We start from the raw sequence: 12,442 nt of genomic DNA, 5'->3' as shown, positions 1-12,442 counted from the left end.
CGATCATGAAAGACGCAGGCAGCGACCGTTGCAAAGACCCCCTCGACAGCTTCCAGGTGGCCACCGCCCACCCCCGTGATCTGGTGGCGCCCAATTTCCGGGTGTACGAACTCACCCGTTCCGATCTCGCCATCCGGCAGGGCATCGACAACGGCTTCGAAACCGACGCCCAGCTGCGGGCCGCGGTGCACCTCGCCCGGGAGGTGCTGCAGCCCCTGCGCGACGCCTTCGGCAGCTTTACGCCCAACAGCGTGTTTCGTGGCCAGCGCCTCGAACGCGCCCTGAAGCGCAAGCCGTCGAGCTGGATCAGCACCAGCCAGCACGCCCGCGGCGAAGCCTGCGACGTGGAAATCGCCGGCATGCCCACGCTGGAGCTGGCCCAGTGGGCCACCGACAAGCTCAAGGTTTTCGACCAGGTGATCTGCGAATGCTACGACCCGCGCCAGGGCGCCAACTCGGGCTGGGTGCACATCTCCCTGAAACCACCCGGCGCCGGCACCAACCGCAAGGCCAAGCTCAGCTACGTGCGCGACCCGGCCAGCGGCCTGCTGGTGTATGTGAACGGCCTGACCGCCAGCGTTGCGTAAGGGAATCGGGCGGCGGCCTGGGGGCTATCCGCGCGGTCGTGGTCGACGTTGCCCGTTGCCGCGACGAAGCTCAGAGATTCCGCAGCCTTCCTGGGGCGCTTGCTCATTGCTCAAACCCGCCCAACTCGCTCTCGATCTGCTCGATGCTGGGCAGGCTGGTTTGTAAGGTTTCGGGCAAGGCGCGGGTGAGCTCAAAGCCGGAAACACCGATGGGGTTATCCACGCCGCGCAGGGCATATTCCGCAAGCAGGCGATTGGGCTGCTGGCACAGGATCAGCCCGATGGTGGGTTTGTCGGTTTCATGGCGCAGTTGGTCATCGACCACGCTGCAATAAAAGCTCATTTTTCCGGCGTATTCGGGTTTGAAATCACCGCGTTTGAGCTCAATGACGACATAGCAGCGCAGCTTGAGGTGGTAGAACAGCAGGTCGATATAGAAATCCTGATCGCCAATGTCGATGTGATATTGGCGGCCGACAAAGGCAAAGCCTTGGCCGAGTTCCAGCAGAAACTTCTCCAGGTGCGCAATCAATCCCGTTTCCAGTTCACGCTCGTGAAAGCCGCTTTCCAGCGTCAGAAAGTCGAACAGGTAGGGGTCTTTCAGCGTTTGTTGCACCAGATCCGAATCTGGTTTGGGCAGTCGCAGGGTAAAGTTGCTGGCGGTTTTACCCTGGCGGCGGTGGGCGGCAGTTTCGATTTGCATGAGCAGAATGTTGCGGCTCCAGCCATTTTCGAATGCTGTGCGCATGTACCACTGGCGCGTGGCCGGGTCTTTGACTTTACTCATCAGCTCGGCGTGGTGCCCCCACGGCAGAGCAAGGATGAGTTCCGCCGAAAAAAGTGCCGCAGCGTGTGGCACTTTTTCCGGCGCCAATGGGGAGCCAGCCTCTATTTGTGCCACAGGCTGTGGCACAAATTCCAGATCGGCATATTCCCGGTAAAAGGCCAGCATGCGTTTGATATTGCGCTCGGAAAAGCCCTTTTCTTCGGGCAGTTCGTTGTGCAGATCACGGGCCAGACGCGGGATTACTGCAGCGCCCCAGCCTTGTTGCTGCTGGCGGCTGTGGATCAGGGCACCGATATCCCAATACAGGCGGATCAACTCAGCATTGACGGCCAGCATGGCTCGCGTCTGCGCGTGGCGTACGCGTAGCTTGATGTCGCCCAGCAATGCTGCGTAATCGGTGGGCGGTGAGATGGTTTGATCACTCATGGCTTGCGCTCCATCACGCCACCGTCATCAACCTCGGACAACTGGAATTTCCATAGTCGCCCTACGCGGTGTGCGGGCAGGCCTTTGCGCTCCTGGCGGTAGACGGTGTCCTTGGCCAAGCCCTGGTGCTGGGCGACATGCTCGGCGGTGACCCACGGTTCGATGTTCATGGAATTGACGCTCGGGCTTTATGGATCAAATTCGGTGTCGATCGGTGGGAGTCTACCCACCTCTGGGCAGGCTGGCGATGAACGCCGCATGGGCGCGGGGGCCGTCGTCGTCGAGCGAGACAGTCGCTACGACAGACAGCAGCCAGCACTGACCCGGCATGGCGAGGCCTCCCCTAACGTATATTTGAATATTAGCAATTTCTAAAATTTCATCTACACTGGCAAGTAATTGATTAATTACTTGCCGCCAGAATGAAACCCCCCATTGAAGCCACCCCGGTTCGCCAGTCCACGGAAATCCGCCGGGCGGAAATCGTTGCCGCGGTGCTGCGTCTGGCCGCGACGCGCAGCCCTGCGGCCATCACCACCGGCGACATGGCCGCCGAGCTGGGGTTCAGCCAGGGGGCGGTGTTCCGGCATTTTCCGGCCAAGGACGCCATCTGGATGGCGGTGCTCGACTGGGTGGACGCCGAACTCATCGCAGCCCTCGACGCGGCCGCACAGCAGGGCGCCACGCCGCTGGAGGGGCTGGAGCGGGTGTTCATGGCCCACATCCGTTTTGTGGTGGCCAGCCCCGGCGTGCCGCGCATCATCTTTCACGAGCTGCAGCACCCCGACGATACGCCGCTCAAGCAGCGCGTCCGGGCCCTGCTGGGCCGCTACCGGCAGATCCTCGCCCGGCTGCTCGACGCCGCGGCGGATCGGGGCCTGCTGCTTGCGGGGCTCGACCGGCAGGCTGCGGCAACCCTTTTCATCGGCACCATCCAGGGGCTGGTGATGCAGTCGATGCTGGCGGCCGATGCGTCCGCCATCGAGGATGACGCGCGCCGTGTCGTGGCGCTGTACCTGCACGCCATCGGGGAGAAATCATGAAGCCCGCCGCCGTGCTGTTGCGCCGGGCCGGCCTTGCGGGGCTGGTGCTGGTGCTGCTCGGGGCCTTTGGGTGGGTGCTGGCGCGCACCGGCCCGCTGGCGCCGATCCGCGTGACCACCGCGCAGGTGGAGGAGGGCGCTCTTGCGCCGGAGCTGTTCGGGATTGGCAGCGTGGAGGCCCGCCGCAGCTACCTGATCGGCCCGACGGTGGCCGGGCGGGTGTTGCGCGTGGTGGTGGATGTGGGCGACACGGTGACGGCCGGCCAGTTGCTGGCCGAGATGGACCCGGTGGATCTGGACGAGCGCACCGCCGCGCTGGACGCCTCGGTTGCGCGTGCCGGCAGCGTGGCGGCCGGGGCCGAAGCCCAGCTGCGTGACGCCCGTGCCCGCCGCGAGCTGGCAACGATCAACGCCCGGCGTTACGTGGAGCTGGGCGCCAGCCACTTCGTGAGTGCCAGCGTCGTCGAGGCGAAGGAGCAGGAGCAGGTGTCGGCCCAGGCGGGCCTGCAGGCCGCCGACGCGGGCCTTGCGGCTGCCCGGCAGGACATCACGCGCCTCAGATCCGAGCGTGACGGGCTGGCCGGGCAGCGCCGCAAACTGCGCCTGCTGGCCCCCGCCGCAGGGGTGGTGACCGCGCGGGACGCCGAACCGGGCAGCACCGTGATTGCCGGGCAGGCGGTGCTCAGGCTCATCGAGCCGGCGAGCCTGTGGCTGCGGGTGCGCATCGACCAGGGGCGTTCAAGCGGGCTGGCGCTGGGCCTGCCGGCGCAGATCGTGCTGCGCTCCAACCCCGGCCAGGCGGTGCCGGGCAAGGTGGTTCGGGTGGAGCTGGTGAGTGACAGCGTGACCGAGGAGCGCGCGGCGCTGGTGGCCTTCGAGGCGATTCCGGCGGGGGTGTCGGTGGGCGAGCTGGCGGAGGTGACGCTCACCCAGCCAGCCGGCCCATCCGGCTTGCTGCTGCCGGGTGCCAGCATCAAGCGCCAGGGCGGCACCACCGGCGTGTGGCTGCTCGACGCGGACGGCCCGCGCTTTGTGCCCGTGCAGATCGGCAGCGCGGGGCTGGACGGCCGGGTGCGGGTGAGCCGCGGGATCAAGGCCGGCGACCGGGTGATCGTGCACAGCGAGCGTGAGATCGCCGCCGGCAGCCGCATCCGCGTGGTGGAAAGCCTGCCCGGAGCCGGGTCGTGATCAACCTTGCCGGCCGCGACATCCTGCATGCCTGGGGGCGCTTCGTGTTGACCGGCATCGGGCTGGGGCTGTTGATCGGCGTCACCCTGTCGATGGCTGGCATTTACCGGGGCATGGTGGACGACGCCCAAGCCCTGCTCGGCAACAGCGGCGCCGACCTGTGGGTGGTGCAGAAGGACACCCTCGGCCCCTACGCCGAATCGTCCAGCATTCGGGATGACCTCTATCGCAGCCTGCTTGGCATGCCCGGCGTGGCCCGCGCTGCCAACGTGGCCTACCTGACCATGCAGGTCACCCGCGGCGGGGCCGACGTGCGGGTCATGCTGGTCGGCTTCGAGCCGGGGCAGCCGGGCGAGCCGGGCTATCTCGTGGCCGGGCGCCCGGTGACGCGCAACCACTACGAGGTGGTGGCCGACGTGAAGACCGGCTTCAGGCTTGGCGAGCGCGTCCGGGTGCGGCGGCACGACTACACCGTGGTCGGCCTGACCCGGCGGATGGTGTCCGCCGGCGGCGACCCGATGCTCTTCGTGCCGCTCAAGGATGCCCAGGAAGTGCAGTTTCTCAAGGACAACGATGCGCTCATCAACGAGCGCGCCCGCAGCGCGGCCAACCCGCAGCTCAACCGCCCCGGCGTGCCCGGTCTGCTCGAGGCGATCCAGGCCTCCCAGGCCAGCAGCCACAACGTGAACGCGGTGCTGGTGCAGGTGAAGGCGGGCGTCGATCCCGAACAGGCGGCGGCCGGAATCCGGCGCTGGAAGCACCTGGAGGCCTACACCCGGGTGCAGATGGCGGACATTCTGGTGGCCCGCCTGATCGCCACCTCGGCGCGCCAGATCGCCATGTTCCTGGTGATTTTGTCGGTGGTCAGCGCGGCCATCGTGGCCTTCATCATCTACACCATGACGCTCGGCAAGATCCGCGAGATCGCCGTGCTCAAGCTCATTGGCACGCGCAACCGCACCATCGCCGGCATGATCCTGCAGCAGGCGCTCGGCCTCGGGCTCATCGGCTTCGTGGTCGGCAAAACCGTGGCAACCCTGTGGGCGCCGTTCTTTCCGAAATACGTGCTGCTGGAGCCGGGCGATGCGCTGCGCGGCTTCGTGATCGTGATGCTGATCTGCGCCCTCGCCAGCACGCTGGCCATTCGCGCCGCGCTGCGGGTCGATCCGGCAAGCGCCATCGGAGCCTGAAATGTCTGAAACCGGCATCCGCATCGAAGGCCTCAAAAAGCGCTACGGCCACGGCGAGGCCGCCGTCGATGCGCTCAAAGACGTGAACATGACCGTGGCGCCCGGCGAAGTGGTCGGCTTGATCGGCCCGTCGGGCTCGGGCAAGAGCACCCTGCTCAAGTGCCTGGGCGCGGTGATCGAGCCGACGGCCGGGCGCATGTGGCTGGGCGACGAGCTGATCTTCGACGATGGCTGGAAAACCTCCGACCTGCGGGCGCTGCGCCGCGACCGCATCGGCTTTGTGTTCCAGGCGCCTTATCTGATCCCCTTTCTCGATGTCACCGACAACGTGGCGCTGCTGCCGATGCTGGCCGGCCAGCCCAACGCGGTGGCCCGCCGGCGGGCTGCCGAACTGCTGGCCGCGCTCGACGTGGGGCACCGGGCGGCGGCCCGGCCGTCGGCGCTCTCCGGCGGCGAGCAGCAGCGGGTGGCGATTGCCCGGGCGCTGGCCAACCAGCCGCCGGTGATCCTTGCCGACGAACCCACCGCGCCCCTCGACAGCGAACGGGCGCTCGGCGTGATGCGCATTCTCAACGACATGGCCCGCCAGTACCGCACGGCCGTCATCGTCGTCACCCACGACGAGAAGATCATTCCCACCTTCCGGCGCATCTATCACATCCGCGACGGGCAAACCTTCGAGGAAGCCGGCGAGGGGCGGGCGCTGTGAGCCTCGTCGCCCTGGGCGCGGTGCTGGTGGTGGTGGCGATGCTGGGCGTCAACTGGCTGATCCGCCGCGGCCTCGCGGCACCGCGGATTGTGGAGGCGGGGGTGCCCGAAGGCCTGCCGTGGATCGAAGTCGGTGTGCCGGGCCCGCGGGGCAAGCGCCTGTTCGGCTGGTTCATTCCCGCCGCCACGGCCCAGGGTGGGGCGGCGCCGGCGCTGGCCATCCTGCACGGCTGGGGTGGCAACGCCGAGGTGATGCTGCCCCTCGCCCGGCCCCTGCATGAAGCCGGCTATGCGCTGCTGTTCTTCGATGCGCGCAGCCACGGCCGCAGCGATGGCGACAGCTTTGCGTCGCTGCCGCGCTTTGCCGAGGATCTGGAGCACGCCGTGCTGTGGCTCAAGGCCCGGCCCGAGGTGGACCCGCAGCGGGTGGGCGTGGTTGGGCATTCGGTGGGCGCCGGCGCGGCGCTGCTGGCGGCCTCCCGCAGCCCCGGTCTGGCGGCCGTGGTCAGCCTGGCGGCGTTTGCCCATCCGGCGGAAATGATGCGCCGCTGGCTGGCCTGGAAGGGCATTCCCTACCGGCCGCTGGGCGCCTACATCCTGTTTTATGTGCAGTGGGTGATCGGCCACCGCTTTGACGACATTGCCCCGTGCAACACCATCCGGCAGGCCCGCTGCCCGGTGTTGCTGGCCCACGGCACCGAAGACGCCACGGTGCCGCCGGGCGATGCCGAACGCATTTACGCCAACCGCCAGGATGAACGGGTCAGTTTGTTCTTGATGCCCGGCAGCCATGACGACTACGGTGAACTGACGCAGGCGATGGCCGCGATGACCGGATTTTTGAACGCCGCGACAGCCGCGGTGTCCCTTTTGAAGAATGCCCCTTTAATCGGGGCACGCAGCGCCGCCCGCAAGGGCGTAATCGACAACAAAAAGGAGAACTCCCGCATGAATCAGGAAAGCACGTGGAGCAATCGTTACCGGGACGCCGGCGAGGCGTATTTGTTTGGCACCGAGCCGAACCGTTTTCTCGCCCACCGGGTTGAGCTGCTGCAAAGCGGCCGCACTGCGCTGTCGGTGGCCGATGGCGAAGGCCGCAACTCGGTGTGGCTGGCCGAGCAGGGGCTGGAGGTCACTGCCATCGAAATCTCGGCCGTGGCCATTGAAAAGGCCCGGCGCCTCGCCCTCGGGCGCAAGGTCGACGTGACTTTCCAGCTGGTCGACATGCTGGCGCCGGGCTGGCCGCCGGCCGAACTGCACAATGCCTTCGACTGGGTGGTGGGCATCTTCATCCAGTTTGTCGGCCCCGAATGGCGTGACCGGCAGTTTGAAGTGATGAAGCAGCTCACCCGCCCGGGTGGCCGCATCCTGCTCCAGGGCTACACCGTCAAGCAGCTCGAATACCGCACCGGCGGCCCGTCGGCCGCAGAGAACCTCTATACCGACGACATCCTCAGGGATGCCTTTGCCGACTGGGAGATCGAAGAACTCGTGGAATACGAGGAAGACATCACCGAAGGCACCGGCCACAAGGGCCGCTCGGCCCTGATCGGCCTGGTGGCCCGCAAGCCCGATTAAGCGGCTCGTCACCCAAACCGCCCGCCGGCGGCTCAGGGCAGGATCTTGAGCCGCCGGTACAGGGTGCGTTCGCTCATTCCCAGTTTTTCAGCCAGCGCCTTGCGCGAACCCGTGTGGGCGTGCACGGCGGCGGCCAGAAGTTCGTCGCTCAGGGGCGGACGCGTTGCGTCCCGGGCGAGCCCGGCGGCCGGGGCCGGCAGGCTGCTGCCGGGGCTCTGCAGCTCTTCGGGCAGGTGGCGGCGCTGCAGCGTGTCGCCGTCACACAGCAGGCTGGCCCGCTCGAGAATGTTACGCAGTTCGCGGATGTTGCCCGGGTAGTCGTGGCCGAGCAGGCTGGCCAGGGTGTCGGGGGCGATCTTGAGCTTTCGATCGGGGGCAACCCGGCCGAGCAGGGTGTCGGCCAGCAGGGCGATGTCCTCTCGGCGCTTGCGCAGTGGCGGCAGGCAGATCGGAAAGGCATTGACCCGGTAGAACAGATCCTGGCGAAACTGGCCCTTTTCGACCAGCGCCTTGAGTGGCCGGTGGGTGGCCGAGATCAAACGGATGTCGGATCGCACCAGCTCGGTGCTGCCCACGCGCCGGTAGGTGCCGGTTTCAAGCAGGCGCAGCAGCTTGACCTGCATGGTCAGCGGAATGTCGCCCATCTCGTCCAGGAACAGGGTGCCGCCCCGGGCCGCTTCGACCAGGCCGATCTTGCGCGTGGTGGCGCCGGTGAAGGCGCCGCGCTCGTGGCCGAAGATTTCGCTCTCGAAGAGGGTTTCGGTGAGGCCCGAGCAATCCACCGCCACAAACGGGCCCTTGGCGCGTCGGCTGGCGTCGTGGATGGCCTGGGCCACCAGTTCCTTGCCGGTACCCGATTCGCCCTGCAGCAGCACGGTGGCGTCGGAAGGCGCCACGCGGGCCACCAGTTCCAGCATCGCCCGGAAAGCCGGCGCCCGCCCGATCAGGCCCTGGGCGTGGGCGAGGCCGCGCGCCACCGGCAGGGGCTCCAGCTTCTCGATGAAGTAGGCGATCTCGCCGTCGTGGCCCCGGATCGGCGACAGCTCGATGTTCTCGTAACTCTCGCCCGCCGAGGTGTGGTGCAGGTGCACCACCCGCTCCCGCTGCCCGGATTTCAGACTGTGCGCCAGCGGGCAGGATTCGCCGGCCTGATCGCAGGGCACCGGGTAGTGGTGCGAGACCTCGAAGCACTTGCGGCCGATGAGGTCGTCGGGCCGCCCGCAGTTGGCCCGGTAGGCCGCATTGGCGGCCAGGATGCGGTAGCTGCGGTCGCACAGAATGTGTGGCTCGGGCAGGGATTCGAGAAAGGAAACCAGCTCGGGCAAGGGGGGCGGTTCGACTGTCATGGAGGGCTCGTTTTCTGCCAGAAGTTCTGCCACAGGCTGACATGACGGTGTGCCGGGGTCAATGTCATGCGGCCTATCGTCACATGCGACAAAAAACAAGCCTTTGTCGCAACACGGTTTTTTTGATGGTGGGCAGAATGGCACGGCTCTTGATTAGCACTTGCTGATATTCAAAGAAAGCTGCCAAACCGTGATTCCTTCCGATTCTCTCCTCCGGCGTCACCTGGGCTGGATCATCGCCATCAAGCTGGTGGCCTTGCTTGCCCTGTGGTGGGTGTTCATTCGCGATGCCGGGGTGCGTGTCGATCCGGGCGCGGTCGCCAGGCATCTCGCCCCCAACCCCGTCGTTCAAGGAGAACCCCATGGTCAGTGAACAACTGGTCGACCTCTCGCGGCTGCAGTTTGCCGCCACTGCCCTTTACCACTTTCTCTTTGTGCCGCTGACCATCGGCATGGTCTGGATGCTGGTCATCATGGAGTCGGTCTATGTGATGACCGGCAAGCCCCTCTACAAGGACATGACCCGCTTCTGGGGCAAGCTCTTCGGGATCAACTTCGCGCTGGGCGTGACCACCGGCATCACCCTCGAATTCCAGTTCGGCACCAATTGGGCCTACTACTCGCACTACGTGGGCGACATTTTTGGCGCGCCGCTGGCCATTGAAGGGCTGATGGCCTTCTTTCTCGAATCGACGATGATCGGGCTGTTCTTCTTTGGCTGGGATCGGCTCTCGCGCACGCAACATCTGATGGTGACCACCCTGATGGCGGTGGGCACCAACCTGTCGGCGCTGTGGATCTTGATTGCCAATGGCTGGATGCAGAACCCGGTGGGCGCCGAGTTCAGCTACGTGACCATGCGCATGGAGATGACCGACTTCTGGGCTGTGGTGTTCAACCCGGACGCCCAGGCCAAGTTTGTGCACACCGTGTCGGCGGGCTATGTCACCGGCGCAATGTTCGTGCTGTCGATCTCGTCCTGGTATCTGCTCAAAGGGCGCGACGTGGAGTTTGCCAAACGCAGCTTCGGCATTGCCGCGGCCTTTGGTTTTGCGTCGGTGTGTTCGGTGATCGTGCTGGGCGACGAATCCGGCTACACGGTGGGCGAGGCCCAGCAGACCAAGCTGGCGGCCATGGAGGCCATGTGGGAAACCGAGCCGGCACCGGCCTCGTTCAATCTCGTCGCCATTCCCAACGAGGCCGAGATGAAGAACGATTTCGCCATCGAGATTCCGTGGGTGATGGGCCTCATCGGCACCCGCTCGCTGGACAAACAGATTCCCGGCATCAAGGAGATCAAGGCCAAGAACCGCGAGCGCATTGTCTCGGGCATCGAAGCCGTGACGGCGCTCGACGCGCTGCGCCGCAACCAGAACGACGCGGCCGCCCGCCTGAAGTTCGAGGCGCACAAAGCCGACCTGGGCTTCGGCCTGCTGCTCAAAAAGTATGTCAGCGACTTCAGGCAGCTCACGCCGGCCATCATCGACAAGGCCATGCACGACACCGTGCCCCGTGTCGCCCCGATGTTCTGGAGCTTCCGCCTGATGGTGGCGCTGGGCCTTGCGATGCTGATGCTGTTTGGCCTGGCGCTGTGGCATTCGATCAAGGGCGACTTTGCCGACAAGCCCTGGCTGCTGCGCGCCGCCCTGTATAGCCTGCCGATGCCGTGGATGGCCTGCGAAGTGGGCTGGTTCGTGGCCGAGTACGGCCGGCAACCCTGGACCATCTACGGCGTGCTCCCCACCCATCTTTCCGTTTCGACGCTCAGCGTCGAAAGTCTGTATGGCTCCCTGGCCGGCTTTGTCGGCTTCTACACCGTGCTGCTGATCGTCGAGATGTTCCTGATGATCAAGTTTGCCAGGCAGGGCCCCGGCAGCCTCGGCACCGGCCGCTATGCCAACGAAGCCCACGCCTGATCACGAGGAGTCTCAAAATGCTGGATTACACAACGCTCAAACTGGTCTGGTGGCTGCTCGTCGGGGTGCTGCTGGTGGGCTTCGCCATCATGGATGGCCACGACATGGGCGTCGGAACGCTGCTGCCCTTCGTCGGCAAGGACGACACCGAACGGCGGGTCGTCATCAATACCGTCGGCCCCCACTGGGACGGTAACCAGGTGTGGTTCATCACCGGCGGCGGAGCCCTCTTCGCGGCCTGGCCGCTGGTCTATGCCACGGCCTTTTCGGGCTTTTACTGGGCCATGCTGGCCGTGTTGTGGGCGCTGTTCTTCCGCCCGGTGGGCTTCGACTACCGCAGCAAGATCGACAATCCCGCGTGGCGCAAGACCTGGGACTGGGGCCTGTTCATCGGCGGAGCGGTGCCGCCGCTGATCTTCGGGGTAGCCTTCGGCAACCTCTTCCAGGGCGTGCCCTTCACTTTCGACGACCACCTGGTGTCCACCTATTCGGGCAGCTTCTGGGCCTTGCTCAATCCCTTCGCACTGCTCTGCGGACTCGTATCGACGGCGATGATCACCTTTCACGGTGCAATCTATCTGGCGCACCGCACCCAGGGCGAGATTCAGTGGCGGGCGCTGCGGGCGGCCGGCTTTTTTGGTGGCCTGCTGCTGCTGGCCTTTGCCGCGGCGGGGGCCTGGCTGTGGATGGCGATTCCCGGCTACGTGATCCGGTCGGCGGTGGATACCGCCGCGCAGCCCGACCCGCTGGCCAAAACCGTGGTGCGCGAAGCCGGGGCGTGGTTCGCCAACTACCGGCGTTACCCGGCCACCATGGCGCTGCCGGTACTGGGCTTTGCCGGCGTGATCGCCGCCCAGGCGCTGGCCCGCAGCGGGCGCACGATGGCGGCCTTCTGGGCGTCGTCGGGGGCGATTGTCGGGGTGATCGGCACCGCAGGTGCGGCGCTGTTCCCCTTCATCATGCCGTCCTCCCTCGACCCGAACGCCAGCCTCACCGTGTGGGACAGCGTGTCGAGCCGCATGACGCTCAACATCATGTTGTGGGCCACGCTGATCTTCATGCCGCTCATCATCATCTACACCAGCTGGGCCTACCGCGTCATGGGCGGCAAGGTCACCGCCGCCTACGTGCGCGAAAACAGCCATTCGGCTTACTGAGGAGACAACACGATGTGGTATTTCACCTGGGTTCTGGGCATCGGCTTCGCCGTTTTCCTCGCCATTCTCAACGCCTTGTGGGCCGAGCACGAAGCAGGCCGTCAATCCACTCAGGATGCCCGCGACGGGGGCCGGGCATCCTGATGAGTCCTCGCGGACAATGTTCCGCATGCGCGCAGCACGCAGGCCCCCACAATCTGCCTTTGCCTTTCGACACGCTTGGCACGAACGGCTAGTCAAAATTCAAGGCTATGTTCGCGTTAAGTGTGGAAAGCGTTTTCCCCGCGACAGGTCAGGCGTTCCGAGTCTGGCAGGCCTGCCGGGGAGGGTAATGGCATGCCGGCGCGAAAATGGGCTCTTCCTGGATTGAGCTTTCAAGGGTGGGCTTTCCGGTGTTTGGCGTCACATCGGCCGGGGTTTCCCACGGCCGGGTTTGCACACCCGGCCGGCTACGGCGGCGCGGAGCGATGCTCCGCGAAACCCCGCCTCCGCCCCCGGCGGGCGACCTTCTTTCTTG

The 12,442-nt window shown here is 65.9% G+C and carries 13 protein-coding genes; 10 read left to right on the top strand and 3 right to left on the bottom strand.

Going from position 1 to position 12,442, the window contains the following annotated elements:
• Positions 1 to 5 precede the first annotated feature (5 nt).
• The gene (locus Q1W26_RS00065; RefSeq protein WP_300434214.1) at positions 6 to 587 is read left to right on the top strand and encodes a D-Ala-D-Ala carboxypeptidase family metallohydrolase; all 582 of its coding nucleotides are present in this window, start codon (positions 6 to 8) and stop codon (positions 585 to 587) included.
• Positions 588 to 690: 103 nt separating this feature from the next.
• Here the strand turns inward: Q1W26_RS00065 and Q1W26_RS00060 are convergent, their stop codons facing one another.
• Positions 691 to 1,800: a PDDEXK nuclease domain-containing protein gene (locus tag Q1W26_RS00060; RefSeq protein WP_300434213.1), complete on the bottom strand. Its 1,110-nt coding sequence runs from the start codon at positions 1,798 to 1,800 to the stop codon at positions 691 to 693.
• Positions 1,797 to 1,970 carry a helix-turn-helix domain-containing protein gene (locus Q1W26_RS00055; protein ID WP_300434212.1) on the bottom strand — a complete coding sequence of 58 codons (174 nt, stop codon included), beginning with the start codon at positions 1,968 to 1,970 and terminating at the stop codon, positions 1,797 to 1,799. Before Q1W26_RS00055 ends, Q1W26_RS00060 begins: the two co-directional genes overlap by 4 nt.
• A gap of 252 nt (positions 1,971 to 2,222) precedes the next feature.
• Here Q1W26_RS00055 and Q1W26_RS00050 point away from each other — a divergent pair, with 252 nt between their 5' ends.
• From Q1W26_RS00050 to Q1W26_RS00030, 5 genes are read left to right on the top strand one after another with little or no spacing between them, the layout of a single operon-like run.
• Entirely contained in the window at positions 2,223 to 2,843 is a 621-nt protein-coding gene (locus Q1W26_RS00050; protein ID WP_300434210.1) for a TetR/AcrR family transcriptional regulator, read from the top strand.
• On the top strand, positions 2,840 to 4,030 hold the full coding sequence (locus tag Q1W26_RS00045; protein ID WP_300434208.1) for an efflux RND transporter periplasmic adaptor subunit: 1,191 nt from the start codon (positions 2,840 to 2,842) through the stop codon (positions 4,028 to 4,030). Before Q1W26_RS00050 ends, Q1W26_RS00045 begins: the two co-directional genes overlap by 4 nt.
• Positions 4,027 to 5,220 (top strand): ABC transporter permease, encoded by a 1,194-nt coding sequence (locus tag Q1W26_RS00040; protein WP_300434206.1) that lies wholly within the window; start codon positions 4,027 to 4,029, stop codon positions 5,218 to 5,220. The genes Q1W26_RS00045 and Q1W26_RS00040 overlap by 4 nt, the downstream gene beginning before the upstream one ends.
• 1 nt (position 5,221) lies before the next feature.
• Positions 5,222 to 5,929 carry an ABC transporter ATP-binding protein gene (locus tag Q1W26_RS00035; protein WP_300434204.1) on the top strand — a complete coding sequence of 236 codons (708 nt, stop codon included), beginning with the start codon at positions 5,222 to 5,224 and terminating at the stop codon, positions 5,927 to 5,929.
• Positions 5,926 to 7,506: an alpha/beta fold hydrolase gene (locus Q1W26_RS00030; RefSeq protein WP_300434203.1), complete on the top strand. Its 1,581-nt coding sequence runs from the start codon at positions 5,926 to 5,928 to the stop codon at positions 7,504 to 7,506. The genes Q1W26_RS00035 and Q1W26_RS00030 overlap by 4 nt, the downstream gene beginning before the upstream one ends.
• A 32-nt stretch (positions 7,507 to 7,538) precedes the next feature.
• On the opposite strand, the gene Q1W26_RS00025 is transcribed toward Q1W26_RS00030, so the two are convergent.
• On the bottom strand, positions 7,539 to 8,852 hold the full coding sequence (locus Q1W26_RS00025) for a sigma-54-dependent Fis family transcriptional regulator (RefSeq protein WP_300434201.1): 1,314 nt from the start codon (positions 8,850 to 8,852) through the stop codon (positions 7,539 to 7,541).
• A 190-nt stretch (positions 8,853 to 9,042) separates the two neighbouring features.
• Between Q1W26_RS00025 and cydP the strand changes: the two genes are divergently transcribed.
• Genes cydP through cydX form a run of 4 tightly spaced genes read left to right on the top strand, consistent with a single transcriptional unit; the run spans position 9,043 to position 12,069 of the window.
• Positions 9,043 to 9,225 carry a cytochrome oxidase putative small subunit CydP gene (gene cydP / locus Q1W26_RS00020; RefSeq protein ID WP_300434199.1) on the top strand — a complete coding sequence of 61 codons (183 nt, stop codon included), beginning with the start codon at positions 9,043 to 9,045 and terminating at the stop codon, positions 9,223 to 9,225.
• Positions 9,215 to 10,768 (top strand): cytochrome ubiquinol oxidase subunit I, encoded by a 1,554-nt coding sequence (locus Q1W26_RS00015; RefSeq protein WP_300434198.1) that lies wholly within the window; start codon positions 9,215 to 9,217, stop codon positions 10,766 to 10,768. Before cydP ends, Q1W26_RS00015 begins: the two co-directional genes overlap by 11 nt.
• 17 nt (positions 10,769 to 10,785) lie before the next feature.
• The gene (gene cydB, locus Q1W26_RS00010; RefSeq protein WP_300434197.1) at positions 10,786 to 11,925 is read left to right on the top strand and encodes a cytochrome d ubiquinol oxidase subunit II; all 1,140 of its coding nucleotides are present in this window, start codon (positions 10,786 to 10,788) and stop codon (positions 11,923 to 11,925) included.
• Between the two features lie 12 nt (positions 11,926 to 11,937).
• Positions 11,938 to 12,069, top strand: coding sequence for a cytochrome bd-I oxidase subunit CydX (gene cydX / locus Q1W26_RS00005; protein ID WP_300434195.1), 132 nt, complete (start codon positions 11,938 to 11,940; stop codon positions 12,067 to 12,069).
• The last annotated feature ends 373 nt before the right edge of the window (positions 12,070 to 12,442 follow it).

Source organism: Zoogloea sp. (genome assembly GCF_030157465.1).
Classification (GTDB): domain Bacteria; phylum Pseudomonadota; class Gammaproteobacteria; order Burkholderiales; family Rhodocyclaceae; genus Zoogloea.
This window is presented reverse-complemented; position numbering and strand designations above follow the sequence as displayed.

Coding starts and splice junctions, on each gene's coding strand:
- Q1W26_RS00035 (WP_300434204.1), top strand. CDS start 5,222: ATGTCTGAAACCGGCATCCGCATCGAAGGCCTCAAAAAGCGCTACGGC.
- Q1W26_RS00050 (WP_300434210.1), top strand. CDS start 2,223: ATGAAACCCCCCATTGAAGCCACCCCGGTTCGCCAGTCCACGGAAATC.
- Q1W26_RS00065 (WP_300434214.1), top strand. CDS start 6: ATGAAAGACGCAGGCAGCGACCGTTGCAAAGACCCCCTCGACAGCTTC.
- cydX (WP_300434195.1), top strand. CDS start 11,938: ATGTGGTATTTCACCTGGGTTCTGGGCATCGGCTTCGCCGTTTTCCTC.
- Q1W26_RS00025 (WP_300434201.1), bottom strand. CDS start 8,852: ATGACAGTCGAACCGCCCCCCTTGCCCGAGCTGGTTTCCTTTCTCGAA.
- cydB (WP_300434197.1), top strand. CDS start 10,786: ATGCTGGATTACACAACGCTCAAACTGGTCTGGTGGCTGCTCGTCGGG.
- Q1W26_RS00060 (WP_300434213.1), bottom strand. CDS start 1,800: ATGAGTGATCAAACCATCTCACCGCCCACCGATTACGCAGCATTGCTG.
- Q1W26_RS00045 (WP_300434208.1), top strand. CDS start 2,840: ATGAAGCCCGCCGCCGTGCTGTTGCGCCGGGCCGGCCTTGCGGGGCTG.
- Q1W26_RS00015 (WP_300434198.1), top strand. CDS start 9,215: ATGGTCAGTGAACAACTGGTCGACCTCTCGCGGCTGCAGTTTGCCGCC.
- Q1W26_RS00055 (WP_300434212.1), bottom strand. CDS start 1,970: ATGAACATCGAACCGTGGGTCACCGCCGAGCATGTCGCCCAGCACCAG.